Raw genomic sequence first — 24,661 nt, forward strand, 5'->3', positions numbered from 1 at the left:
GAATATGCACACCGACCTGTGGGATTTCGCCATCGGGCTCTATGCCCGTCCCGGCGTGGAAACAGCCTGCCTGGAATTGCAGGCACTGGGTGCCGACGTCTGCCTGATGTTGTGCGGCGCCTGGCTGGAGCAGCGGCACGTGGAGATCAGCGACGAGCGTGTCGAGCGGCTGCGGCAATTGGCCGGGCCTTGGCAAATCGATGTGGTTCAACCCTTGCGCGCACTACGACAGCAATGGCGTGGGGACGCGCTGAAGGATCCGCAACTGGCGGCCTTGCGTGAGCGCTTGAAAGCACTTGAACTGGATGCGGAACGCGTGCAACTGCAACGCTTGCAAGACGCTTGTGCTGGCTGGCCGAGCGGAGCCGAAGCCCCGCCGGAAAGCTGGCTGACCCGGCTGGCGCCGGCAGCCTCCCGCGATCACGACGCGCTGCAGGTGCTGCGCGTCGCGACGGGAACGACTCAGGAAGCCGAAGACGGCGTCTGAGTGTTTGGGGTAGCGGCAGGGGTTGCCGCTGGCGCTGGCGAAGCAGCAGGCGCCGGTGCCGCTGTAGCAGGCGCAGCCGGGGTGGCTGGCTTGGCCGCAGCGGGCTTGGCGGCGGCTGGTTTGGCCGCTGGCTTGGCTGCTGCAGGTTTGGCGGCAGGTTTCGCAGCGGCTGGTTTGGCTGGTGCCTTGGCCGCAGCAGGCTTGGCTGCTGGTTTGGCGGCAACTGGCTTGGCGGCTGGTTTGGCGGCGGCAGGCTTGGCAGCTGGTTTCGCAGCAGCAGGCTTGGCGGCCGGTTTCGCAGCTACGGGCTTGGCAGCAGCGGGTTTCGCAGCAGCTTTGGCTGGCGCTTTCGCAGCGGCAGCGGCGCTGGTCGGCTTGGCCGCAGCTGGTTTGGCTGCTGGTTTGGCGGCGGCGGGTTTAGCAGCTACTGGCTTGGCAGCGGGTTTGGCTGGAGCCTTGGCAGCAGCGGTTTTCGCGGCGGGTTTGGCGGCAGCCGCTTTAGCAGCAGGCTTGGCAGCTACCGGCTTGGCGGCTGGCTTGGCTGGAGCCTTGGCAGCCGCGGTTTTTGCGGCCGGTTTGGCGGCAGCGGCTTTGGCCGCTGGCTTGGCAGCAGCAGGTTTCGCAGCGGCCTTGGCTGGCGCCTTGGCAGCAGCAACCTTGGCAGCTGGCTTGGCCGGCGCCTTGGCGGCAGCAGGCTTGGCGGCCGGTTTAGCGGCTGCCTTGGCAGCAGCAGGTTTAGCCGGAGTACGAGAAGACAGGGCCTTGGCTGCAGCTTCACGAACCTTGCCGACACCCTGGGCAATCTTCAGGCTTTCCTGGGCATCTTTTTTCAGTTGCGCAATATAAGTACGGGTCTGGGTCTGACGCTCTTTCAGCGAATCGAGCAGTGCTTCCAGTTCGCCAACTGCGCCTTTTGCCTTGTCCTGTGCCTTGGCTTTACCAGTGGCCGCAACGTCCTGAAGTTTCAGACGGGACTTGTGCAGTTTTTCCTGAGCCTTGCCACGTTGTTTCTCCAACTTGGCGAGCAGTTTTTCCGCATCGGCCAGCGCTTGCGAGCAGGCATTTTCCAAATGCTCGAGCAGGCTGCCCGAGAGTTGTTGCAGCAGGTGCAACGGCGTGTTGACTGGCTTCTTGTTGGCCGACATGGCTTTCCTCCTGGCTGACGAAATTGCGGCTCATACTAGACCTGTGCTGCTATCGCCGCTAGGGCATGTTGACAGTAAAGAAGTCGCCGCGTTGCATGCCTGGGCAAAGTTGTTGAAGCTGCCGCTCCGGGCAAGTGTAGATGCTGTGTTACAGATTGCAGACAATTAACTAACTTGCCTCCGCGAACGGGCATAATCAACACCGCTGCAACTCTTCTTTGTCATCTTCGGAGCCAGGCCGTGCCGCGCTATTTGCTGCTGTCATTATTCTTCCTGCTGCCCCCGGCCCATGCGGAACAAAGCGCATCGCCCTCGGATCACGACCTCGCCTACAGCCTCGGTGCCAGCCTGGGCGAACGCCTGCGTGCAGAGGTTCCGGGGCTGCAACTCCAGGCCTTGCTCGAAGGGCTGCAACAGGCCTACCAGAACAAGCCGCTCGCCCTGTCCCAGGAGCGCATCGACGCGGTCCTCGCCCAGCATGACCAGCAGGCCAATGACGCTGCCGCGCAGTCCCATGTCGAACAGGCCCTGGCCGCCGAGCGCCGTTTCATCGCCAACGAGCGAGGCCGCGCAGGCGTGCGTGAGTTGAGCGATGGCGTGCTGATGACAGCCCTCCAGCAAGGCACGGGCGCCAGGCCTAAAGCGGGCGGCAAGGTGAAGGTGAAATATGTCGGAAGATTGCCGGACGGCACGGTGTTCGACCAGAACGACCAGCCCCAGTGGTTCAACCTGGACAGCGTGATCGCGGGTTGGCAGGCAGCACTGCCGGAGATGGCGGCGGGTTCGAAGTACCGCCTGGTGATCCCGTCGGAGCAGGCCTATGGCGCCGATGGCGCGGGTGACCTGATCGCGCCCTACACGCCCCTGGTATTCGAGATCGAACTGCTCGACGTTGCCGACTGAGCAATCGGCAACGTTTCAGCACAGGAAGTCAGACGGTCGCTGGCGCTTCTTCCTTATGGGCGGTATGCAGCACTTCGATAAGGCAGTCTTCCAGCTCGAAACGCTCGCGCAGCTGGCCACCCAGCTTTTGCAATGACTCGGCAAAGTGGCCGTTGTCGTTGCACTTGCCCTCGCTGCACTTGTCGTTGAACGACAGGGCAATCTCGGTACTGACATCGATACGCGGGTTGATCTGCTCCGCCAGTTCCAGGCCCCGGTTGTCACCGAACGCCTTGGCTTCGCTGATCAGTTGTTCGCAGATTTCGAAATGCCAGGCCGATACGTAATCGACGAGAATTTCGCAGAAGCGGCCATTGAGTGACTTGTCGGCAAATGCCGGTTTGGCATCGCGCAATTCGCGGAACGCAGTAACCAGCTCCTCTCGCTCCAGCAGCCAGCGGTCAATGAGCTTGTGAACCCCACCCCAGCGTTCCTGAGCATTCTGACAACTATCTAACATGGCGGTCTCATCCCTTAAGGGTCGTGCCCCCTGCGCCCCGGTATCGCAAGTCGCGATAGAAAAGGAACAACGGCAGAACGGCATTGAGCAGCAGTGTTTTCGGTATGCGTGCAGGGGAGATTATTCCCGCACGCCCTTGGCTTCAAGGTACGCAGGCGACTAGTTTCATACAAGTGTTTAATCCTGCGACCCATCGCCGCCGGTCGTTTGAAACGGCGACCAGCCCTTTCATGACCCCGGCGAGTCGGCCAGGTTCAGCCGGTGTTTGGGAAGCAGGCGCAGCAGCACTGCCAGTGCTAGTGCGACAAAGGCCAGCAGGCTCCATTCCGGGACGCTGAGACTGAAGAAGCTCCAGGTGATCGGCACGCACTCGGCCGAGCCCAGCACCAGCCCATGAAGCCATTCAAGCACGGTGCCGTGCTCGAGCAGGTAGGCCAGGTTTTGCTCGCAGGGTATCTCGGGAACAGGAAACAGCCCTTGGAGCCAGACATGCCGCGCCGCCAGCGCGCTGCCGAGCAGCGACAGCCCCAGGCACAGGCACAGCCAGCGCCGTGCCGCAGTGGGCCCGGGCATGTGCAGCATCGCGCCCAGGCAGGTCAGCGAGAATGCCGCCAGCAGGAAACGTTGCCCCTGGCACAACGGGCACGCCGCCAGGCCCAGGCCGAACTCGAGGTAGAACGAGCCGGACAGCACCAGGAAGGACGCCAGGAAAGCCGGGAAGAAAAAGGAGCGCAGACAGGCCAAAGGCATGGCAGGACCAGGGCAGAAAAGACATTTGGCAACGGTAGAGGAAAGCGCTTGGTTGTTTCAAGAAGCAACCAACCGGACAAGTCTCTGATTTTTATTGGAAAATTCGCCTAACTTGGTAGGAAAAATCCACAAATCAACCAGGAACCCTCTACTAGAGCCCTTCAGGGGCTGACCCTTGCGGTCAGCCCCTGATGCCGGGTCAGGCGCGAACCGGGTCCGGCAACGGCAGGGCCAGCAGGCGCTCGTCGAGCAGGCCAAGGCCCTCCTGGAACAGCGCGTTGCTGCGCTCGTTCTCGCCAAGGCCGGCCAGCAGGCGAGCCAGCTCGGCGCAGGCTTCGGGGTTGCGCTGCAGGCGCAAGCTGCTTTCGAGATAATCGCGGGCCTTGCCCCAGAGCCGATTCTGCAGGCTCAGACGGCCCAGGGTCAGGAGCAGGCTCGGGTCGTCGGCGTGGGTCTTGAGCCAGCCTTCGGCGGTCTGCAGCTGCTTCGCCGGATCGCTGCCGCGCACCAGTCCGTAGAGGCGCGCGAGATGACTCTCGTATTCACGCTTGAGGGCAGTGCGAAGAATTTCCTCCGCTTCGTTTTCCGCACCCAGTTGACGCAGCTGCTCGGCATAGGCCAGGACCAGTTGCGGCTCCTGGCGCTGGGCGTTGGTCAACTGCTGCCAGGCACGCTCCAGCGACTGGCGCGCGGCCTGGCCGTCGTCTTCGCGCTGCACCGCCAGGGACAGGTTCTGCCCCCAGGCACGACGCTCCAGCTCGGCCAGCTCCTTGCCCGAGAGCACCTTGTCCTTGCGCAGCTCCGGCATCAGGCGGATCAGCGCCGACCAGTCGCCACGTTGCTGATACAGGCGCTGCAGTTGACGCAGCACCTGGGCATTGTGCGGATGGCGTTCGTGCATGGCTTGCAGGGTTTCCAGCGCGGCATCCGTGTCGCCGCGATCCACCTGCAACTGCGCGTGGGTCAGGGCGATCGCCAGCTCGGCCTGGGGCTGCCGCTCCAGGGCGCGCTCCAGCAGGTTGTCGCTGTCTTCGGTGCGGCCCAGCTCGTTAGCCGCACGTGCAGCACCGAGGTAGTACAGCAGCGGCTGACGCTCGGCCTCGGCGGCGCGATGCAGATGGCGCTGGGCACTGGCCCAGCGCCCTTCGGCCAGGTCCAGCTGGCCCTGCTCGATGGCCAGGCGGGTGCGCCGGCTGCGGTTGCGCCGCGACCAGGGGTTGACCACGCCGGTGGAGGTCAGCACCAGGCCGATCAGCAGCTTGAGCAGCCACAGGACCAGAACCACTGCAACGATCAAGGCCAGGGTTGCCCACAGGCTCGATTCGTAGCGGAAGCTGTCATAGGCGATCAGCACGTAGCCACTGTGTTTGGCCACGGCGATACCCAGCAGGGTGGCGACGATGATCGCCACGACCGCGAGGATATAGGCGCGTTTCATGGCGTCGCCTCCCCGGCTTTCTCACCTGGCTGGCGCAGGATGGCTTCCTCGGCAGGCAAGTGCCGGCGCTCAAGATAGGCCTGCACGGCGGTCAGGCTTTCGGCCAGGTCCGGAGTGACCACGGTCACCGGCTCCTTCACCAGGGCATTGAGTTGCTCCAGCATCAGGCGGCTCTGCTCGTTGTCCTTGTTGAAGTTGCCCAGTAGCACGCTGCGGGCTTCGTCCAGCGCCTGGCCGTAGACCTTGGCTTCACCGTTGAGCGCCGCCCACTGCGCCTGCTCCAGCGCCAGGCTCAGAGCCAGGCGCACCTGCGCCAGGGCCTGGCCGGCAAGCAGCGGACGAATGTTTTCATCGGCATTGAAGTTGATGCGGAAGTAGCGCGAGATCTCCGCCCACCACTGCGACCAGCGACTGGCACCGTCGCCGTCCGAGGTCAGGCCGAACAGGACCTCGCCATCGTTCTTGAATTCCGGCGCCAGCACATTGAGCTGCACCACCTGCTCGCGCAGCGCGGCGAGCTTGAGGAACAGACCGGTGCGGTCAGGCTGCTGCACGCTGTTCAGCGCGGCAAGGCTGCGGGCCAGTTGCTCCCGGGCGGCGAAAGACGCCGGATCGCTCTGCTCGCGCAGGATCTGGTCGGCGCCTTCGACCAGGGCGCGGGCGCTGGCGATGTCCTGCAACGCGGAGAGACGCAGGCTGGCCAGACGCAACAGGTGCTCGGCCTCGGCGAGGCGCCAGTCCTTGCGGCTGGCGCCGAGGACGGTTTCCAGACGCTGGCTCAGCCGTTGCTGATCGCCCTGCAACTGCGCTACCAGACGGCGGCGGTCTTCCAGCTCGCTGGCCGGCGGCAGGCTGCCCAGCTGGGCCGAGAGCTGCTGCTCGCGGGCCTGCAAGGCTTCGCTCTGCTGGTTGAGTTGGCGGACCTGCTCGACCTGGTCCTGGTTGACCTGCTGCAGGTGCCGCACCTGCCACAGCCCCCAGCCACCCGCCGCGACACCGGCGGCGCCAAGCAGCAGGGCGAGGATCGCCAGACCGTTACCGGAACGCCCGGAAGACGCGGGTGCGGGAGTCGCCGGAGCCTCGGACGTCGTTTGCTGTTCTTCGTTAGGCAAGGCTGTTTCGCTCACGTATCCATCCTTTGTTTTCAGGCGCGTCGCCTCAGCTTAGCGCCTCAGGAAGCGGGCGCAGGGGTTTCCTGCAACGCCGCCAGCAAAGCCGTGGCACTCGCGCCACGACAATCCACCACATTCTGCGCGCCGGCCTCGCGGGCGATCTGCGCCACCCGCGGGCTCGGCACGAACAAGGGCAGCCGCGCCACGCGCGGCCAATCCTGCGCAGCCAGGGTGCGCAAGTGTTCGAAGCCCTGCCCACTGCTGACCACCAGGCCGTTCAGGCGTTCCGCTTCGATGCGTTGCACCAGGGCCTGGGCAGGGTAGTCGGGGAGGCTGCGACGGTACAGCGGCAGATAGTCGACACGCGCACCGAGTGCCGTCAACTGGTCCGCCAGCAGCTCGCGCCCCTCCTCGCCGCGCATGATCAGCACCCTCGGTACCTCCGAGGTCAGGGCCGCCTGCAATTCAGGGAGGCGCAGCAGTGCTTCGCTGTCGTCGCCGCTCTCCGGAAAATGCACGGTCAGGCCCTGCTCCTGGAGCACGGCGGCGGTCGCCGCGCCCACGGTGAACCAGGCCAGCGACGGTAGCGCGGGCCAGTGTTCGGCACAGAGCTCCAGGCCCAGCCGGGCCGCCGGCTTGCTGACCACGATAACCGCCCGGTAGCGATCGAGATTGCGCACCAGCGCCCATTGCATCTCCGAAACCGCCAGTGGCTCGATCTCCAGCAAAGGCATGCAACTGCCGTACACACCGGCGTCACCGAGGGCGGCGGCGAGGGCCGCGCAGTCCTCGGCCGGCCGGGTCAGCAGCAGCCGCCAGGCGGTCACGGGTGACCGGCCTCGCCATAGACCGCCTTGAGGATTTCGCCGGCGCCCTGGGCCAGCAGCGCTTCGGCCACCTGCACACCGAGGGTTTCGGCAGCGCCACGCGGAGCGCGGGCTTCGGCATTGAGCAACGCGCCACCGGCCGGTTCACCGACCAGGCCACGCAGCCACAGCTGGTCGCCTTCGAGCACGGCGTAGCAGGCAATCGGCACCTGACAGCCACCGTTGAGGTGTTTGTTCAGTGCACGTTCGGCGCTGACGCGGTCGGCGGTATCGACATGGTGCAGAGGCGCCAGCAGCGCGTGGATTTCGCTGTCGGCACTGCGGCATTCGATGCCCACCGCACCCTGGCCGCCAGCCGGCAGGCTGTCGTCGACGCTGATGGTGTCGGTGATGCGGTCTTCGAAGCCGAGGCGGATCAGGCCGGCGGCGGCGAGGATGATGGCGTCGTACTCGCCGGCATCCAGCTTGGCCAGGCGGGTGTTGACGTTGCCGCGCAGGAAGCGGATCTGCAGGTCCGGACGGCGGGCCAGCAACTGGGCCTGGCGGCGCAGGCTGGAGGTGCCGACGATGCTGCCGGCCGGCAGGGCATCGAGGCTGGAATAGGTATTGGAGACGAAGGCGTCGCGCGGGTCTTCACGTTCGCAGATGCAGAACAGGCCCAGGCCTTCGGGGAAGTCCATCGGCACGTCCTTCATGGAGTGCACCGCGATATCGGCTTCCTGCTCGAGCAGCGCGGTTTCCAGCTCCTTGACGAACAGACCCTTGCCACCGATCTTCGACAGCGGCGAATCGAGCAGCTTGTCGCCGCGGCTGACCATCGGCACCAGGGTCACGATCAGGCCCGGGTGGGCCTGTTCCAGACGGGCTTTGACATATTCGGCCTGCCACAGGGCAAGGGCGCTTTTGCGGGTGGCAATGCGGATTTCGCGAGTGGACATGGAACGATCCGTACGAGAGTGATTCGCCGGATGATAACAGCTAGATCAAAGTCTCTTGCAGATCCATGTCAGCTAAAGAAAAGACCATCCCTGGTCGCGATCCCGTCCATCCCCGCCCTAAAGCTGCTGCATCATTTTGCGTACGCCGGCCACATGCCGGCGGCTGACGATCAACGCGTCGCCGTTCAAACCCTTGAGGAACAGCTGGAAGTGCCCGAGGGGCGTACGTTGCAGGCGCTCGATGCGCTCGCGGGCCACCAGGGCATTGCGGTGGATGCGCACGAAACGCTCGCCGAACTCGTCTTCCAGGGCCTTGAGCGGCTCGTCCAGGAGGACTTCGCCATGCTCGTGGCGCAGGGTCACGTACTTGTGGTCGGCGATGAAGTAGATCACCTGGTCCAGGGGGATCAGCTCGATGCCCTTGCGGGTGCGCGCACTGATATGGCTGCGCGGGGCGCTGCCGCTTTCCGCACCCGGACGGGTCAGGGCCGCCAGTTGCGTGCGGTTGGGGCGCTCGGCCTTGCGCAGGGCGGCGTGCAGGTCTTCGCCCTGCACCGGCTTGAGTACGTAGCCCAGGGTGCTGTCCTTGAACGCATCGAGGGTGAATTCGTCTTCGCTGGTGCAGAACACCACCGCAGGCGGGGCTTCGCGCTCGCACAGGCGGGCAGCGACCTGCAGGCCGTCCATGCCGGGCATGCGGATATCGAGCAGGACAATGTCGGGTTTGTGGCTTTCGATCAGCGCCAGAGCCTCTTCGCCGTTGGTGGCGCTGGGCTCCAGCACGGTATAGCCCTCCAGATCGCCGAGCAGGCGGCTCAGGCGTTCGCGGGCTTGGGGTTCGTCATCAACGATCAGGACATTCATATTGCGCTGGATTCCTGCGTGAGTCTCGCACAAGGCAAACGTGGACAATCACGGTGACAGGCCGTCACGGCGACCCACGCTCAGACTCGCACGATGGCTAAAGATTCACTGGTCGACAGCAAACAATGCCGATCCTCTGTCCAACTGTAGACGGTTGCCGCAACACTGCCGTTCAATCGCTAAATATCCCCTGCAAGCGCGACATAAACCCGCATTTGTGCCGACCGCCGAGCCCCGTCGGGCCTGGCAACCCTGTTATCATCCGCACACTTTTTTCCCGTTCACGCCTTCAACGAGCGAATCCATGAGCACTGACAAGACCAACCAGTCCTGGGGCGGCCGCTTCAGTGAGCCCGTCGACGCCTTCGTCGCCCGCTTCACCGCCTCCGTCACCTTCGACCAGCGCCTGTACCGCCACGACATCATGGGTTCGATCGCCCACGCCACCATGCTGGCGAAGGTCGGCGTGCTCACCGACGCCGAGCGCGACAGCATCATCGACGGCCTGAAGACCATCCAGGGCGAGATCGAGGCCGGCAACTTCGACTGGCGTGTCGACCTCGAAGACGTGCACATGAACATCGAGGCACGCCTGACCGACCGCATCGGCATCACCGGCAAGAAGCTGCACACCGGGCGCAGCCGCAACGACCAGGTCGCCACCGACATCCGCCTGTGGCTGCGTGACGAGATCGACCTGATCCTCGCCGAGATCACCCGCCTGCAGAAGGGCCTGCTGGAACAGGCCGAGCGCGAGGCGGAAACCGTCATGCCCGGCTTCACCCACCTGCAGACCGCCCAGCCAGTAACCTTCGGCCACCACCTGCTGGCCTGGTTCGAAATGCTCAGCCGCGACTACGAGCGCCTGGTCGACTGCCGCAAGCGCACCAATCGCATGCCACTGGGCAGCGCGGCGCTGGCCGGCACCACCTACCCGATCGACCGCGAACTGACTTGCCAGCTGCTGGGCTTCGAAGCCGTGGCCGGCAACTCGCTGGACGGCGTTTCCGACCGTGACTTCGCCATCGAATTCTGCGCTGCCGCCAGCGTCGCGATGATGCACCTGTCGCGCTTCTCCGAAGAGCTGGTGCTGTGGACCAGCGCGCAGTTCCAGTTCATCGACCTGCCTGACCGGTTCTGCACCGGCAGCTCGATCATGCCGCAGAAGAAGAACCCGGACGTCCCGGAGCTGGTGCGTGGCAAGACCGGCCGCGTGTTCGGCGCCCTGACCGGCCTGCTGACCCTGATGAAAGGCCAGCCGCTGGCCTACAACAAGGACAACCAGGAAGACAAGGAACCGCTGTTCGACGCCGCCGACACCCTGCGCGACTCGCTGCGTGCCTTTGCCGACATGATCCCGGCGATCAAGCCACGTCATGCAATCATGCGTGAAGCGGCGCTGCGCGGTTTCTCCACCGCGACCGACCTGGCCGACTACCTGGTACGTCGTGGCCTGCCGTTCCGTGATTGCCACGAGATCGTTGGCCATGCCGTGAAATATGGCGTGGACACCGGCAAGGACCTGGCCGAGATGAGCCTGGAAGAACTGCGTCAGTTCAGCGACCAGATCGAGCAGGACGTGTTTGCCGTGCTGACCCTGGAAGGTTCGGTGAATGCGCGTAACCACATTGGTGGTACCGCGCCGGCGCAGGTGCGTGCTGCGGTAGCTCGCGGCAAGACCCTGCTGGCCAGCCGCTAAGCACACTGGCCCCTGTGGGAGCTGGCTTGCCAGCGATAGCAATGGTGAATTCACTACAGCAATCGCTGGCAAGCCAGCTCCCACAGGTTCTGTGTCAGGCCTTCGACTTTCCTTACTGCTGACTACGCGCCTTCACCACTTTCTCCAGGAAGGTCGGGAACTGCGCGGCCTTCGCCTCATTGATCGCCACCACATGCGGGTTCTGCCCGATCAGCTCCAGCAGCGCCACGGCCTGCGGGAAGTCTTCCAGCACGTCCACGCCCTGCACCTTCTTGCCCACGGCCCGGGCCAGATCGACGCTGAAGAAGAAATACAGGTCCGCCACGGTAAAGCTGTCACCCGCCACGTAAGGGGCGAACACGCCATTGCGCTTCAGGGTCGCCAGACCCGCCAGCAACTCCGGCCAGGCCTTGGCCTTGAGCTGTTCTGGCACTTCCGCGCCAAAGAACGACTGCGGGTAGAACACCCGGGCAGTCAGCTCGATGTACAGCTCGATTTCCTTGACCAGCTCCCAGACCTTGGCCCGGGCGAACGGATCGGCCGGCAGCAGCGGCTTGCCGCCCTGGGTCTGCTCGATGTAGTCGAGGATGATGTCGGTCTCGCTGAGGTAGCCGTGCTCGGTTTCCAGCACCGGCACCTTGCCCCGCGGGCTGATCTTCAGCGAATCCGGGACCTGGCCACCGAAGAACAGCACTTCCTCGAACGGCAGGCCTTTTTCCAGCAGCGCCAGTTTGACCATGTTGTAGTAGTTGCTGACCGCGAATCCATGAAGCTTGAGCATGTGGAACAGCCTCCAGGCCGAAAGGGGTTGGCCGGGCTGTTATAGCCGCAATGCCCGGCGACTGACCAGCATCATGCGGGCGACAGATAGCCCGGCATTGCCGACAAGGCCGTGGCACACTGGCGGCATTGTCCCAAGGAGCGCGCCATGAGCGACCACGATATCGACCACGACGACGAAGAAGCCTTCGCCGAATCGACCCTGACCCAGGCCATCGAGAACCAGATCGAAAGCGGCGAGCCGCCAGCGGCCAAGGCGGCCTTCAACAAGCTGACCCTGGTGGGCTACGAGCGCGAAGATATCCTCAACCTGATGGCCCACGTGCTGGCGGTCGAGATCGACGCCATGCTCGACGAAGACCGTGCCTTCGACACCGAATGGTACGAAACCGCGTTGCGCGCCCTGCCCGAATTGCCCCCCGAGAAGGAATAAGGCAAACCAAGGCGAGGCGACTACACTGCAAGACCAGGCATCCGCAGAGGTGCCACCTCTCCTTTTCTTGAAGTCGGAGTATCTATGTCGTTCACCCCCGAGTTGGTTGCCGAACTGGAAATTCTCGCGCTGTTCAATCTGGACAGCACTCAGGAAGGACTCAAAGTCCATGCCACCGCCGCACCACAGACCATTGCCGCGGCAAAACGCCTCTATGAAAAGAAACTGATCGACCAGCCCGATGGCGGCTACCTGACCCAGCTCGGCCATGACGCCGCCGAAGCGGCCCAGCAACTGCTGACCATCCTGAACGTCGCCGAACCCGCCTGATTCCGCTGCAAACCTGCAAGTTCGCAGCCCTGCGCTGCGGACTTGCCACGACAGATTCGGCGGCGCCGACAGGCGGTGCTGTAAATTTGGCGTCAAAAATCAAATTGCGCTTATCGCTTCGCTGCGACTGCGGCTAAACTCGCCCGTGCCCTTACGACGGCTGGTTTGAGCTTGCGATGAATCTTCCTCACGAAATCCGCCCTGATCTCGACCAGGGCATCGACCGCAAGGTCCTCGGCCAGCTGCGCAAGCGCTTCCTGGATCTCAACCATGGCCGCATGGCCCGGGCCATGGAAGGGCTGTCCAGCCGCCAGCAACAGGTGCTGACCCTGTTGCCGCTGTTTTTCCACGTCAATCATCCGCTGCTGCCCGGCTATGTCTCCGGCACTACTCCGGCGGGCGTCTCCGCCTACGAGCCAAGCCCGCTGGCCCTGGCCGAAGCCCAGCGCCTGACCCGGTCGTTCTCCTACAAGGCCAAGCGCGGCGAGCAGGTGCAGCCGATCCACGGTTTGTTCCTGATGGGCAGCCTGGGCACCCTGGCCCAGGCGGAACAGAGCGACATGGATATCTGGGTCTGTCATGCCGCCGACCTGGGCGAAGCGGCGGTGGCCGAGCTGCGCCGCAAATGCCAGTTGCTGGAGGCCTGGGCCGCCAGCCAGGGCGCCGAAGCGCATTTCTTCCTGATCGAACCGGGCCAGTTCGTCCGCGGCGAGCGCGACAGCCGCCTCAGCTCCGACGACTGCGGCACCACCCAGCACTACCTGCTGCTCGACGAGTTCTACCGCACCGCGATCTGGCTGGCGGGGCGCACCCCGCTGTGGTGGCTGGTGCCGGTGTACGAGGAAGGCAACTACACGCGGTACGCCGAGACCCTGGTGTCCAAGCGCTTCGTGCGTGCCGACGAGGTGCTGGACCTGGGCAACCTGTCGCATATCCCGCCCGGGGAATTCGTCGGCGCCGGGCTCTGGCAGCTGTTCAAGGGCATCGAGTCGCCCTACAAGTCGGTGCTCAAGCTGCTGCTGACCGAGGTCTACGCCAGCGAGCACCCGGACGTGCGCTGCCTGAGCCTGCACTTCAAGCAGGCGGTGTTCGCCAACGTCCTCGATATCGACGAGCTGGACCCGTACATGATGGTCTACCGGCGGATCGAGCAGTACCTGCAACGGCGCAACGAGACCCAGCGCCTGGAGCTGGTACGACGCAGCCTGTACCTCAAGGTCAACCGCAAGATCAGCCAGTTGGCCCGGCAGAAACCCAACTGGCAAAGCGAATTGCTGGAGCGCCTGGCCCACGAATGGGGCTGGGACGAGCGCCAGTTGGCCCTGCTCGACAGCCGCAGCCAATGGAAGGTCCGCCAGGTGGCGGCCGAGCGCCGGGTGCTGGTGGCCGAGCTGAACCACAGTTATCGCTTCCTCGACCAGTTCGCGCGCAATCTCGGCGCCACCGCGCGGATCGACCAGCGCGACCTGAATATCCTTGGCCGCCGCCTCTACGCCGCCTTCGAGCGCCGCGCCGGCAAGGTCGAATTCGTCAACCCGGGGGTGGCCCCGGACCTCGCCGAAGACACCCTGACCCTGGTCAACTCGCCGGACCGCAAGGAGCCGGGCCAGACCCACTGGGGCTTGTACAACGGCAACCTGGGCGTGCACGAGTGGGAGCACTTCACCCCGATCAAGCGCAGCCGCGACCTGCTCGACCTGCTGGCCTGGGCGCATCGCAACGGGGTGATCGACAGCGCCACGCGCCTGGCCCTGCACCCGGGCGGCAGCGACCTGAGCGAGTACGAGCTGTTCAACCTGATCGGCAGCCTGCAGCAGAGCGTGATGCTGCCGCTGAACACCGTCAGCGACGCGCGCCTGCTGCGCCCGAGCGTAGCCGACGAGGTGCTGTTGCTGGTCAACGTTGGCGTTGACCCGCTGCGCCATCACCGCGACCTGAACATCCTGATGACCACCGAGCGCACCGACTCGCTGAGTTATGCCGGGGTCCGCGAAAATCTGGTGCTGACCCTCGACCAGGTCACCCTCAACAGCTGGAACGAAGTGCAGGTGCTGCGCTACGACGGCGAACACGCCCTGCTGCGTTGCCTGCGCGACTTCCTCAACAGCCTCGACCACGCCAGCGACGCGCCGCACCGGCCGAAACTGCGCGTGCGCAGCTTCTGCCACAACCGCGCCCTGGCCATCGCGCAACGGGTCGAGGAGGTGTTCATCACCGCACAGGCCCTGTTCGACCAGGGCCTGAACTACCGCTATTTGATCCAGGTGCAGCAGCACACCCATGTGCTGGAGCTGTTCAGCGACGGGGTCAATCTGGTGTCGGTGGACAACCAGGCGGCGCTGCTGGCGTACCTGGGCCAAGAGCGCAGCAGCTACAGCCCGCTGGCGCTGGATGGCAACGTGCTGGAAGACCACGACCTGGCGCTGGTCCTGCCACAGGGGCAGCCACAGTGCGTGCAGGTGTTCTACCGGGTGCAGGACAACTGGGCGGATGTCTACGTGCTCGATGAGTACAACGCGCTCTGGCAACAGCGCCTGCCCTACCATGACGAAAGCAGCCTGCTCCTGCCGTTGCAGCGTTTCCTGCAATCGGTGGTGTTCCGCCGCAATGCGCGGCTGCCGATGGACGAGCAGCAGGCCCATCCGCTGGACACCCTGTATTACCGGATTCTCCCATCGGGCAGCGGTCGCGCCCGCCAGGTCGAGCCCTGGCAGGCGCCGGAGCTGGCCTTCGACCTGCCTTACTACGAGGTCCAGGCGATCATCCAGGCGGCAGCGGACAGCGCCATGCATGTCACGCTGTACTGCAACCAGAAGGAGTTTTCCGAGCTGGATCACGGCGACCAGCTGTATGCCGTGGTCGCCCGCGAAATCATCGAGCAGCGCCGGGATGCCCAGCGCTATCGCTGCTACATCACCGACCTGGACCTGTCCGACCTGCTCGCCGACGGCCAGGGCTCGAGCATTCTCTACCTGCGCTACAAGCAGGAGCTGGAGCGCCTGCTCAACCAGGCCCTGGCGGCGGTCTGATCAGAGGTCGAAGTCGCCTGCCGCTTCGGGCTGGTATTCGACTTCCAGCAGCTTGAGCTTCAGGGTCTTGCCGCCGGGCGCCGGCCAGTCGATCTGCTCGCCCACCGACAGGCCGAGCAGCGCGCAGCCGATCGGCGCGAGGATCGACACATTGCCTTCCTTGCCGGCGTCCTGCGGGTAGACCAGGGTCAGGTGATAGTCCTTGCCGCTGGCTTCCTCGCGGCAATGCACGCGGGAATTCATGGTCACCACCCCGGCAGGGACTTCCTCGTGCCCCACCACCTGCGCGGCACGGTCCAGCTCGCCCTGCAGGGCCAGCACGCCCGGCGTGCTCTCGTCGAGGCTGTCGAGCAGGCGTTCCAGACGCTGTACGTCCAGGCGAGTGAGGGTCAGGGAAGGTTTGGTGCTCATGATCCGTTCAGACTCCTTTTGGCAGATCGCATAAAGCAAAACCCCGCCCAAGGGCGGGGTTTTCGAATGTTCGGCAGATGGCCGTTGTGAGGCTGACACTACCACAGCCGGGTAATTTCTCAAGGCCCCATCGCTGGCAAGCCAGCTCCCACAGGGATTGCATGCACCGCGGTCCTTGTGGGAGCCGGCGTTGCCGGCGATGAGGCCAGCAGGAGCAGCAAAAACCTCAGGAGCCGGTCGCAGCCAGCCGCCGCACACCGGCCTCGGCACAAATCTCCCGCCGCCGCTGGTCATCCGCCGAGCGCCACTCGCGAATATGCTCCACATGACGGAAACAGCCGATGCATACCCGCGCCTCATCCAGGCGACAGGTGCTGATGCACGGCGACTTCACCGCCGGGCTGACATTGCTGTACAGCGGCTTGGCCGGTCGAACCTCGCTCATCTCAGATCTCTTCGAAATCGAGCTTTTCGCCAGCCCGCTCCCAGACGATGCGCTCGAGCATCTCGCCCAGCAGCTCCTCGGTCTTCTCGCAGGTCCACTTGCCGCTTTCTTCGTCGTAGTCGAAGTGGAAACCACCGGAACGGTCGGCCAGCCACAGCTGGCGCAGCGGCTCCTGGCGGCTGAAGATCAACTGGGCGCCGTTGTCGAACTTGATGGTCAGCACACCGGCCGAGTTTTCCATGTCCAGGTCCAGGTCGCTCTCATCGAACAGGTCTTCCAGTGCCTGTTGGGTCGCGTCTACCAGATCGTGAAAACGCGCTTCGCTCAAACTCATTGCAGGAACCTCGAAAAATGTCTGCTCAACACGCAAGCCGGGCAAGATACGAGCGCCGCGCCGCGAATGCAAAGACAAACGCCGCGTCCCGCCCGTGCCGCCCGACGGCTGGCCGGCTACATAGGCAAGGCGCCGGACGCTCGGTATACTCCGGCGCAATACTGCTTAAATCAAAGGATTTCGCCATGAAGCGCCTGATTTCCTCCCTCGCGGCGCTCGTCGCGGTTGCCTGCCTTGTCTCCGCCTGCGGCCAGAAAGGCCCGTTGTACCTTCCTGATGACAGCAAGGACGGCAAGAAGTCGCAATCGCACCAGCACCAGTAAGGGATTCCGATGGACGCTTTCAACTACCGCGACGGTGAGCTGTTCGCGGAAGGTGTAGGCCTGTCGGCGCTCGCCGAACGTTTCGGCACCCCGACCTACGTGTACTCCCGCGCCCATATCGAGGCCCAGTACCGTAGCTACACCGATGCCCTGCAAGGCACCTCGCACCTGGTCTGCTTCGCGGTCAAGGCCAACTCCAACCTGGGCGTGCTCAACGTCCTGGCGCGTCTCGGCGCGGGCTTCGACATCGTTTCCGGCGGCGAGCTGGAACGCGTGCTGGCCGCCGGTGGCCGTGCCGATCGCGTGGTCTTCTCCGGCGTCGGCAAGACCCGCGCCGACATGCGCCGCGCCCTGGAAGTCGGCGTGCACTGCTTCAACGTCGAGTCCAGCGAAGAGCTGGAACGCCTGCAGCAAGTGGCCGCGGAAATGGGCGTGCGCGCTCCGGTGTCGCTGCGGGTCAACCCGGACGTCGATGCCGGCACCCACCCGTACATCTCCACCGGCCTGAAAGAGAACAAGTTCGGCATCGCCATCGCCGATGCCGAAGAGGTCTACGTTCGCGCCGCACAGCTACCGAACCTGGAGATCGTCGGGGTCGACTGCCATATCGGTTCGCAACTGACCTCGCTGGAGCCCTTCCTCGACGCCCTCGACCGCATCCTGATGCTGGTCGACCGTCTCGGCGATTGCGGCATCCTGCTCAATCACCTGGATCTGGGCGGCGGCCTCGGCGTGCGCTACCGCGATGAAGTCCCGCCCCTGGCCGGCGACTACATCAAGGCCGTGCGCGAGCGCCTGGGCGACCGCGATCTGGCCCTGGTCTTCGAACCGGGCCGGCACATCGTGGCCAACGCCGGCGTGCTGCTGACCCGCGTGGAATACCTCAAGCACACCGAGCACAAGGATTTCGCCATCGTCGACGCGGCGATGAACGACCTGATCCGCCCGGCCCTGTACCAGGCCTGGATGGACGTCAGCGCGGTACAGCCACGCGAAGGCGAGCTGCGCAACTACGACGTGGTCGGGCCGATCTGCGAGACCGGCGACTTCCTCGCCAAGGACCGCACCCTGAACCTGGCCGAAGGCGACCTGCTGGCCGTTCGCTCTGCGGGCGCCTATGGTTTCGTCATGAGCTCCAACTACAACACCCGTGGCCGCTGCGCCGAAGTGCTGGTCGATGGCGACCAGGCCTTCGAAGTGCGCCGCCGCGAGACCGTAGCCGAGCTGTTCGCCGGCGAAAGCCTGCTGCCGGAGTGACACGATGCTTTTGCGCTTTACCAAGATGCACGGCCTGGGCAACGACTTCATGGTCCTCGACCTGGTCAGCCAGCACGCGCACATCCTGCCCAAGCACGCCAAGCAGTGGGGCGACCGCCACACCGGCGTGGGCTTCGACCAGCTGCTGATCGTCGAGGCACCGAGCAATCCGGAAGTGGACTTCCGCTACCGCATCTTCAATGCCGACGGCTCCGAAGTGGAACAGTGCGGCAACGGTGCACGCTGCTTCGCCCGCTTCGTCCTCGACAAACGCCTGACCGCGAAGAAGCGCATCCGCGTGGAAACCAAGGGCGGGATCATCGAGCTCGACGTGCGCAACGACGGGCAGATCAGCGTCGACATGGGCCCGCCACGCCTGGTCCCGGCGGAAATCCCGTTCCAGGCACCGGCCCAGGCCCTGAGCTATCCGCTGGAAGTCGGCGGGCAGACCGTCGAGCTGGCCGCCGTGTCCATGGGCAACCCCCACGCCGTGCTGCGGGTGGACGACGTCAACAATGCCCCGGTGCATGACCTCGGCCCGCAGATCGAACACCACCCGCGCTTCCCGCAGCGGGTCAACGTCGGTTTCCTCCAGGTCATCGACCGTCATCGCGCCCAGTTGCGCGTCTGGGAACGCGGCGCCGGGGAAACCCAGGCCTGCGGTACCGGTGCCTGCGCCGCTGCGGTGGCCGCCATCAGCCAGGGCTGGATGGATTCGCCGCTGCTTATCGACCTGCCCGGCGGACGCCTGTCCATCGAGTGGGGCGGCCCGGGCAAGCCGGTGATGATGACCGGCCCGGCCGTCCGGGTCTACGAAGGACAGGTTCGTCTATGAGTGAGTGCCAGCCATGACCGATCAGCCCCAGGCGCCAGCCGCGGAACCCAGCGAAATCCTCGCGGAGGGCTCCACGCCCGACGTCGGGGCCGAGGCCGTGGCCGCTTACCTGCGCGCCCATCCCACCTTCTTTGCCGAGCATGATGACCTCCTGCTCGAGCAACTGATTCCCCACCAGCGTGGCGACAGCGTGTCGCTGGTGGAGCGCCAGTTGAAGCTGCTGCGCGACCGCAACATCGAAATGCGCCACCGCCTCTCCCACCTGATGGATGTCGCCCGCGACAACGACCGGCTGTTCGAGAAGACCCGCCGCCTGATCCTCGACCTGCTCGACGCCGACAACCTGGAAACCGTGGTCATGGCCGTGGAAGACCGTCTGCGCCAGGACTTCCAGGTGCCCTTCGTCAGCCTCATCCTGTTTGGCGAGAACGCCGCGCCGGTCGGCCGCTGGGTGCCCACCAGCGAAGCGCAGCAGGCCATCGGCGGGCTGCTGTGCGGCGGCAAGACCGTCAGCGGCAACCTGCGCGAGCATGAGCTGGACTTCCTGTTCGGCGAGGCACAGCGCAAGGAAGTCGGTTCCAGCGCCGTGGCGGCCCTGGAAAACCAGGGACTGCATGGCGTGCTGGCAATCGGCAGCCGCGACCCGCATCACTACAAGAGCACCGTCGGCACCCTGTTCCTCGGCTATATCGCCGAAGTACTCGGCCGCGTCGTGCCGCGCCTGACCCAGACCCTGCGCCCGGTGCGCTGAATGGAACGCCAGCTGGAGGCGTTCTGCACCCATCTGCGCAGCGAGCGGCAGATGTCGGAGCACACCCAGTTGGCCTACCGGCGCGATCTCGACAGCGTCCTGGCCTTTTGCGGGACGGTGGGGATCACCGACTGGAAAGCTCTGCAGATCCAGCATCTGCGCCAGTTCATCGCCCGCCGCCACCATCAGGGGCAATCCTCGCGCAGCCTGGCCCGCCTGCTCTCGGCGGTGCGGGGCTTCTATCGCTACCTCAACCGCGAAGGCATTTGCGATCACGATCCGGCCAACGGCCTTGCCGCGCCCAAGGGCGAGCGACGCCTGCCGCGAACGCTGGACACCGACCGCGCCCTGCAACTGCTCGAAGGCGGCGTCGAAGACGACTTTCTCGCCCACCGCGACCAGGCGATTCTCGAACTGTTCTATTCCTCAGGCCTGCGCCTCTCCGAGCTGACCAGCCTCGACCTGGAACAGCTCGACCTGCCCGCCGGGCTGGTGCAGGTCCATGGCAAGGGCAGCAAGACCCGCGTCCTGCCCGTCGGACGCAAGGCCCGTGAGGCACTGGAACAGTGGCTGGCCCTGCGCGCGCTGAGCAACCCGCAGGACGGCGCCGTGTTCGTCAGCCAGCAGGGCCGGCGCCTGGGGCCGCGCGCCATTCAGCTGCGGGTGAAGGCCGCTGGCGAGCGCGAGCTTGGCCAGAACCTGCACCCGCACATGCTCCGGCACTCTTTCGCCAGCCATCTGCTGGAGTCGTCGCAGGACCTGCGTGCCGTGCAGGAGATGCTCGGCCACGCCGATATCAAGACCACCCAGATCTACACCCACCTCGATTTCCAGCACCTTGCCGCGGTCTACGACAGCGCGCATCCTCGGGCCAAACGCAGTAAAGGCGACGACTCATGAGTATTCAGCTGATCACCTTCGACCTCGACGACACCCTGTGGGACACCGCCCCGGTGATTGTCAGTGCCGAGGCCGTCCTGCGCGACTGGCTGGCGGCCAATGCGCCAAGCCTTGGCGGGGTGCCGGTGGAGCACCTGTACGCCATTCGCGAGCGTGTGGTGCAGGCCGAGCCTGGCCTCAAGCACCGCATCAGCGCTCTGCGCCGCCGCGTGCTGTTCCATGCGCTGGAAGAGGTGGGTTACAGCGAGCAGAAGGCCCGTGAGCTGGCCAACGAAGGGTTTGAAGTGTTCCTGCATGCCCGCCACCAGATCGAGATCTTCCCCGAGGTGCAGCCAGTGCTGGAGCTGCTGCGCCGGCACTACACCCTGGGCGTGGTCACCAATGGCAATGCCGATGTGCGGCGGCTGGGGCTGGCGGATTACTTCAGATTCGCGCTCTGTGCCGAGGACCTGGGGATTGGCAAGCCGGACCCGGCGCCGTTCCTCGAGGCTCTGCGCCAGGGTGAGGTCGAAGCGGGGGCTGCGGTGCATATCGGTGATCATCCGGGCGACGATATCGCTGGCGCCCAGCGTGCGGGCTTGCGCGCGGTGTGGTTCAACCCGCAGGGCAAGGCATGGGAGGCGGATGGCCGGCCGGATGCGGAGATCCAGCGGCTGTCGCAACTGCCAGACGTCCTCGCCCGCTGGCGCTGACCTCTCCATCAGCCTTTGCACAAACCCTGTGGGAGCTGGCTTGCCAGCGATAGCTATGGTGAATTCACTACAGCAATCGCTGCGGTTCGGCGGTCCGACAAGCCAGCTCCCACAGGGACGGTGTTGTCCGCTCCATTAGGCCAGGCACAAAAAAGCCCGCTGATTGATGGCGGGCTTTTCGTTACGACGGCCTCAGATAGGACGGCTGCCGTATTTGTTGTCGGGCTTCTTGGGCGGATCGGCAACCACGTTGGCTTCCACTTCCTGCACCTTGCCACCACGGGCCAGGAAATCTTCCATGGCCTTGGCGAGCGCATCGCGCTCCTTCTGCTTGGCTTCCATGCTCGGCATCTCGTCTACCGAGACCGCTGCCTTGGATTTGCCCTTGGCCGCAGGGGCCGGGCTGTCGTCGCCAGCGTCTTCGGCACCGTCGTCCGCCGCCGCTTCGAGGCCTTCATCGCCCTCGTCTTCGTCGCCTACTTCGAGGTCGTCATTTTCCAGATCATCGTCGCTCATGTTCTACCTCATGACTTGCGAAAAGCAGATTAGTTATAGACCAGTTGCCGTAGAGGTTTACGACTGCTGGAGAAAGATACGAACAGCGCCCGCCGCTCTCGCTGGCGAACGCCGTGCAGGCCCTTCAGAGCCTGACCAAATAAAGAGCTGCCGGTTCAAAGCCCCGGTTTCGTCCCCGCCGAGCGGCTCGCTCACCAGCAAGCCTAGCAAAGGGCCATGAAGTGTGTGAACAGGCCATCATCACTCCACGGCGCGCATTCTAGCGTGCCGGATGAAAAAGCAAAGTGCCTAAAACGCGCCAGGGACTGTAAGTTTTCCGCCGACAATCCGAGCGTCATTCCATCAGGAATGAACCTGCCGCGAAAAACCGTTTGCGCGCCGCCACCGAGGCAAATTCGAGGCGAAAAAATGCCCGGCAAGCCGGGCAAGTTTTTTTCGCGGCGGGTTACAGGTTGTAGCCGCGCTCGTTGTGTTGAGCCAGGTCGAGGCCGACCGACTCTTCTTCTTCGTTGACACGCAGGCCCATCACCACATCCAGCACTTTCAGGATCACGTAGGTGACGATGCCGGTGTAGATCACGGTGAAGCCGACGCCCTTGGCCTGGATCCAGACTTGCGCGGCGATGTCGGTCACGGTGCCGAAGCCACCCAGGGCCGGTGCAGCGAACACACCGGTGAGGATCGCGCCGACGATACCGCCGACACCGTGCACGCCGAAGGCGTCCAGGGAGTCGTCATAACCCAGTTTGCGTTTCAGGCTGGTGGCGCAGAAGAAGCAGACCACGCCGGACACCAGGCCGATCACCAGGCCGCCCATAGGGCCAGCGGTGCCGGCAGCCGGAGTGATGGCAACCAGACCGGCAACCACACCCGAAGCGATGCCCAGGGCGCTTGGTTTGCCGTGGGTGATCCACTCGGCGAACATCCAGCCCAGCGCGGCGGCGGCAGTGGCGACCTGGGTCACCAGCATGGCCATGCCGGCGGTGCCGTTGGCGGCAGCGGCGGAGCCTGCGTTGAAGCCGAACCAGCCGATCCACAGCATGGCGGCGCCCATCAGGGTGTAGCCAAGGTTGTGCGGCGCCATCGGAGTGGTCGGGAAGCCTTTACGCTTGCCGAGCACGATGCAGGCTACCAGGCCGGCGATACCGGCGTTGATGTGCACCACGGTGCCGCCAGCGAAGTCGAGCACGCCCCAGTCCCACATCAGGCCGCCGTTGCCGGACCAGACCATGTGCGCGATCGGTGCATAGACCAGGGTGAACCAGATGGCCATGAACACCAGCATCGCGGAGAACTTCATGCGCTCGGCGAAGGCACCGACGATCAGCGCCGGGGTGATGATGGCGAAGGTCATCTGGAAGACCACGAAGACCGCTTCAGGGAAGGCCGCCGTCAGGCTTTCCGGAGTCACGCCGGCGAGGAATGCCTTGGACAGGCCGCCAACGAAGGAATTGAAGTTGGTGACGCCCTGCTCCATACCGGTGGTATCGAAGGCCAGGCTGTAACCGAAGATGACCCACAGCACGCTGATCAGGCCGGTGATGGCAAAGCACTGCATCATCACCGACAGCACGTTCTTCGAACGCACCATGCCGCCGTAGAACAGGGCAAGGCCGGGGATGGTCATGAACAGAACAAGGGCAGTGGCAGTCAGCATCCAGGCGGTGTCGCCGGAATTGAGCGCGGGAGCCGCAGTGGCCGCAGCGGATTCCTCGGCCAGCGCGACGGCTGGCATTACGAGGGACAATAGGGCTCCTAGCCCTGCGAATTTACGCAGAGTCATGTTGTATTCTCCTGGGGCGTTGGGTTTGGGGCGGCTTTTGTTAGATCGCGTCGGTATCGGTTTCGCCGGTACGGATGCGGATAGCCTGTTCCAGATTCACCACGAAAATCTTGCCGTCACCGATCTTGCCGGTGTTGGCGGCCTTGGTGATGGCCTCGATGACCCGATCCAGATCCTTGTCGTCGATGGCGACGTCGATCTTGACCTTGGGCAGGAAGTCGACCACGTACTCCGCGCCGCGATACAGCTCGGTGTGACCCTTCTGCCGACCGAAGCCTTTGACTTCAGTGACAGTGATGCCCTGCACGCCGATTTCGGACAGCGACTCGCGCACATCGTCCAGTTTGAACGGCTTGATGATGGCAGTGACTAGCTTCATGAAACTCTCTCCCGAATAGGTGGACTTGCCCCAGGAAAACAAACCCGACTCAAGTCTAAGCGCAGTGCCTGGGCTTTGTAACGTTTCCTCAGCCTTTAATCCGTGAGGCTGACTGGCGAAACCAGCACCAGACAAAACTTCGTGTCTTCGCTCCGCCTGAGCACTGCCTCGTCCTGGGACTGCATCAGTGCATGGGTCACGATGGTCTTAGCAGAAACAATGCCATGTCCGGGAAAGCGCCGATTTACAACGACTTGCGCGCAATACGCCGTCTTGGCCAGTCGCCAGTAGGCAAAACGGCGCACTAGAACGGTGCGCACCTGTGTCGCGGGATGTTCAAAAAGTGTGCAACGGAAGGCGGTGAAAGGCCCGTGCTACACTGCCGGCCCTCTTTCCGAAACAGGAGCGCCCCCATGCTTGCGCCCAAAGCCTTTCTCGATGCCCTGAGCGACCAGGCCTCGCGCCTGTTCAGCAACGACCCCGGACAACCGCGCAGCGAGCTGGAAAGCCAGTTCAAGGCGCTGCTGCAAAGTGGCTTCAGCAAGCTCGACCTGGTCAGCCGTGAAGAATTCGACAGCCAGATGGTCGTCCTGGCCCGCACCCGCGCTCGTCTTGAAGCGCTGGAAGCCAAGGTCGAAGAACTCGAAACCCGCCTGAACCCCATCGCCAGCGAGTGATGCCTCCCGGTTGCCGACCAGCGCGCCTGCGCTGGTCCTGCGGCCAACTCCTCTCCCCTTCCTGATCCCGTCCCCGGCCTTCGCTCGCCTGTCGCTTGCATAGGGGGTAGGGGTATGCCATTCT

General features: G+C 64.4%; 28 protein-coding genes. 13 read left to right on the forward strand and 15 right to left on the reverse strand.

Features of this window, described 5'->3' with window-relative positions; genetic code table 11:
* The first annotated feature begins 4 nt into the window (after positions 1-4).
* Positions 5-487, forward strand: a complete 483-nt coding sequence (locus AC2CQI_RS19540) for a TIGR02444 family protein (protein WP_075802827.1) — start codon at positions 5-7, stop codon at positions 485-487.
* Here the strand turns inward: AC2CQI_RS19540 and AC2CQI_RS19545 are convergent.
* On the reverse strand, positions 463-1,632 hold the full coding sequence (locus AC2CQI_RS19545; RefSeq protein WP_484577635.1) for an AlgP family protein: 1,170 nt from the start codon (positions 1,630-1,632) through the stop codon (positions 463-465). The genes AC2CQI_RS19540 and AC2CQI_RS19545 overlap by 25 nt on opposite strands.
* Before the next feature lie 240 nt (positions 1,633-1,872).
* Here AC2CQI_RS19545 and AC2CQI_RS19550 point away from each other — a divergent pair, with 240 nt between their 5' ends.
* The gene (locus AC2CQI_RS19550) at positions 1,873-2,535 is read left to right on the forward strand and encodes an FKBP-type peptidyl-prolyl cis-trans isomerase (RefSeq protein ID WP_075802825.1); all 663 of its coding nucleotides are present in this window, start codon (positions 1,873-1,875) and stop codon (positions 2,533-2,535) included.
* 28 nt (positions 2,536-2,563) lie between these two features.
* On the opposite strand, the gene rsd is transcribed toward AC2CQI_RS19550, so the two are convergent.
* The 7 genes from rsd to AC2CQI_RS19585 all read right to left on the reverse strand — a co-directional run bounded on the left by rsd (position 2,564) and on the right by AC2CQI_RS19585 (position 8,963).
* Positions 2,564-3,034 (reverse strand): sigma D regulator, encoded by a 471-nt coding sequence (gene rsd / locus AC2CQI_RS19555; protein ID WP_484577636.1) that lies wholly within the window; start codon positions 3,032-3,034, stop codon positions 2,564-2,566.
* Between the two features lie 228 nt (positions 3,035-3,262).
* Positions 3,263-3,784 (reverse strand): disulfide bond formation protein B, encoded by a 522-nt coding sequence (locus AC2CQI_RS19560; RefSeq protein ID WP_075802823.1) that lies wholly within the window; start codon positions 3,782-3,784, stop codon positions 3,263-3,265.
* 199 nt (positions 3,785-3,983) lie between these two features.
* Positions 3,984-5,222 (reverse strand): heme biosynthesis HemY N-terminal domain-containing protein, encoded by a 1,239-nt coding sequence (locus AC2CQI_RS19565; RefSeq protein ID WP_075802822.1) that lies wholly within the window; start codon positions 5,220-5,222, stop codon positions 3,984-3,986.
* Positions 5,219-6,349, reverse strand: coding sequence for a uroporphyrinogen-III C-methyltransferase (locus tag AC2CQI_RS19570; protein WP_484577637.1), 1,131 nt, complete (start codon positions 6,347-6,349; stop codon positions 5,219-5,221). Before AC2CQI_RS19570 ends, AC2CQI_RS19565 begins: the two co-directional genes overlap by 4 nt.
* A gap of 44 nt (positions 6,350-6,393) precedes the next feature.
* Positions 6,394-7,161 (reverse strand): uroporphyrinogen-III synthase, encoded by a 768-nt coding sequence (locus AC2CQI_RS19575; RefSeq protein WP_484577638.1) that lies wholly within the window; start codon positions 7,159-7,161, stop codon positions 6,394-6,396.
* Positions 7,158-8,099, reverse strand: coding sequence for a hydroxymethylbilane synthase (hemC, locus tag AC2CQI_RS19580; RefSeq protein WP_484577639.1), 942 nt, complete (start codon positions 8,097-8,099; stop codon positions 7,158-7,160). Before hemC ends, AC2CQI_RS19575 begins: the two co-directional genes overlap by 4 nt.
* A 117-nt stretch (positions 8,100-8,216) precedes the next feature.
* Positions 8,217-8,963, reverse strand: coding sequence for a LytR/AlgR family response regulator transcription factor (locus tag AC2CQI_RS19585; RefSeq protein ID WP_075802818.1), 747 nt, complete (start codon positions 8,961-8,963; stop codon positions 8,217-8,219).
* Between the two features lie 304 nt (positions 8,964-9,267).
* Between AC2CQI_RS19585 and argH the strand changes: the two genes are divergently transcribed.
* Positions 9,268-10,662, forward strand: a complete 1,395-nt coding sequence (gene argH, locus AC2CQI_RS19590) for an argininosuccinate lyase (RefSeq protein ID WP_484577640.1) — start codon at positions 9,268-9,270, stop codon at positions 10,660-10,662.
* A gap of 112 nt (positions 10,663-10,774) precedes the next feature.
* Here the strand turns inward: argH and AC2CQI_RS19595 are convergent, their stop codons facing one another.
* On the reverse strand, positions 10,775-11,443 hold the full coding sequence (locus tag AC2CQI_RS19595; RefSeq protein WP_484577641.1) for a glutathione S-transferase family protein: 669 nt from the start codon (positions 11,441-11,443) through the stop codon (positions 10,775-10,777).
* 147 nt (positions 11,444-11,590) lie between these two features.
* Here AC2CQI_RS19595 and AC2CQI_RS19600 point away from each other — a divergent pair, with 147 nt between their 5' ends.
* The 3 genes from AC2CQI_RS19600 (at position 11,591) to AC2CQI_RS19610 (ending at position 15,234) form a co-directional block, all read left to right on the forward strand.
* Positions 11,591-11,875 (forward strand): hypothetical protein, encoded by a 285-nt coding sequence (locus AC2CQI_RS19600; RefSeq protein WP_075802815.1) that lies wholly within the window; start codon positions 11,591-11,593, stop codon positions 11,873-11,875.
* 84 nt (positions 11,876-11,959) lie between these two features.
* On the forward strand, positions 11,960-12,205 hold the full coding sequence (locus tag AC2CQI_RS19605) for a TIGR02647 family protein (RefSeq protein ID WP_075802814.1): 246 nt from the start codon (positions 11,960-11,962) through the stop codon (positions 12,203-12,205).
* 176 nt (positions 12,206-12,381) lie between these two features.
* Positions 12,382-15,234, forward strand: coding sequence for a class I adenylate cyclase (locus AC2CQI_RS19610; RefSeq protein WP_484577642.1), 2,853 nt, complete (start codon positions 12,382-12,384; stop codon positions 15,232-15,234).
* Here AC2CQI_RS19610 and rnk read toward each other — a convergent pair whose 3' ends face one another.
* The 3 genes from rnk to cyaY all read right to left on the reverse strand — a co-directional run bounded on the left by rnk (position 15,235) and on the right by cyaY (position 16,424).
* Positions 15,235-15,645, reverse strand: coding sequence for a nucleoside diphosphate kinase regulator (rnk, locus tag AC2CQI_RS19615; RefSeq protein WP_075802812.1), 411 nt, complete (start codon positions 15,643-15,645; stop codon positions 15,235-15,237). It lies immediately after the preceding gene.
* 226 nt (positions 15,646-15,871) lie between these two features.
* Complete coding sequence (locus AC2CQI_RS19620) at positions 15,872-16,090, reverse strand: DUF1289 domain-containing protein (RefSeq protein ID WP_075802811.1); 219 nt, start codon at positions 16,088-16,090, stop codon at positions 15,872-15,874.
* A gap of 1 nt (position 16,091) precedes the next feature.
* Positions 16,092-16,424: an iron donor protein CyaY gene (gene cyaY / locus AC2CQI_RS19625; RefSeq protein WP_075802810.1), complete on the reverse strand. Its 333-nt coding sequence runs from the start codon at positions 16,422-16,424 to the stop codon at positions 16,092-16,094.
* A 185-nt stretch (positions 16,425-16,609) separates the two neighbouring features.
* Between cyaY and lptM the strand changes: the two genes are divergently transcribed.
* Genes lptM through AC2CQI_RS19655 form a run of 6 tightly spaced genes read left to right on the forward strand, consistent with a single transcriptional unit; the run spans position 16,610 to position 21,182 of the window.
* A complete protein-coding gene (gene lptM / locus AC2CQI_RS19630) occupies positions 16,610-16,747 on the forward strand; it encodes an LPS translocon maturation chaperone LptM (protein WP_009395706.1) in 138 nt (45 codons plus the stop codon).
* Between the two features lie 9 nt (positions 16,748-16,756).
* On the forward strand, positions 16,757-18,004 hold the full coding sequence (lysA, locus tag AC2CQI_RS19635; protein ID WP_484577643.1) for a diaminopimelate decarboxylase: 1,248 nt from the start codon (positions 16,757-16,759) through the stop codon (positions 18,002-18,004).
* A 4-nt stretch (positions 18,005-18,008) separates the two neighbouring features.
* Complete coding sequence (dapF, locus tag AC2CQI_RS19640) at positions 18,009-18,839, forward strand: diaminopimelate epimerase (protein WP_484577644.1); 831 nt, start codon at positions 18,009-18,011, stop codon at positions 18,837-18,839.
* Between the two features lie 13 nt (positions 18,840-18,852).
* A complete protein-coding gene (locus AC2CQI_RS19645; protein ID WP_075802807.1) occupies positions 18,853-19,590 on the forward strand; it encodes a DUF484 family protein in 738 nt (245 codons plus the stop codon).
* Positions 19,591-20,490 carry a tyrosine recombinase XerC gene (gene xerC / locus AC2CQI_RS19650; protein ID WP_075802806.1) on the forward strand — a complete coding sequence of 300 codons (900 nt, stop codon included), beginning with the start codon at positions 19,591-19,593 and terminating at the stop codon, positions 20,488-20,490. It abuts the gene before it with no gap.
* Positions 20,487-21,182, forward strand: coding sequence for an HAD family hydrolase (locus AC2CQI_RS19655; RefSeq protein WP_484577645.1), 696 nt, complete (start codon positions 20,487-20,489; stop codon positions 21,180-21,182). Before xerC ends, AC2CQI_RS19655 begins: the two co-directional genes overlap by 4 nt.
* 192 nt (positions 21,183-21,374) lie before the next feature.
* Here the strand turns inward: AC2CQI_RS19655 and sutA are convergent, their stop codons facing one another.
* From sutA to glnK, 3 genes are all read right to left on the reverse strand, one after another.
* The gene (gene sutA, locus AC2CQI_RS19660) at positions 21,375-21,698 is read right to left on the reverse strand and encodes a transcriptional regulator SutA (RefSeq protein WP_075802804.1); all 324 of its coding nucleotides are present in this window, start codon (positions 21,696-21,698) and stop codon (positions 21,375-21,377) included.
* A gap of 445 nt (positions 21,699-22,143) precedes the next feature.
* A complete protein-coding gene (locus AC2CQI_RS19665) occupies positions 22,144-23,481 on the reverse strand; it encodes an ammonium transporter (protein WP_075802803.1) in 1,338 nt (445 codons plus the stop codon).
* Between the two features lie 40 nt (positions 23,482-23,521).
* Entirely contained in the window at positions 23,522-23,860 is a 339-nt protein-coding gene (gene glnK / locus AC2CQI_RS19670; RefSeq protein WP_002555808.1) for a P-II family nitrogen regulator, read from the reverse strand.
* A 413-nt stretch (positions 23,861-24,273) separates the two neighbouring features.
* Here glnK and AC2CQI_RS19675 point away from each other — a divergent pair, with 413 nt between their 5' ends.
* Positions 24,274-24,537, forward strand: coding sequence for an accessory factor UbiK family protein (locus tag AC2CQI_RS19675; protein ID WP_484577646.1), 264 nt, complete (start codon positions 24,274-24,276; stop codon positions 24,535-24,537).
* The last annotated feature ends 124 nt before the right edge of the window (positions 24,538-24,661 follow it).

The organism is Pseudomonas sp. P2S-1, from assembly GCF_057197725.1.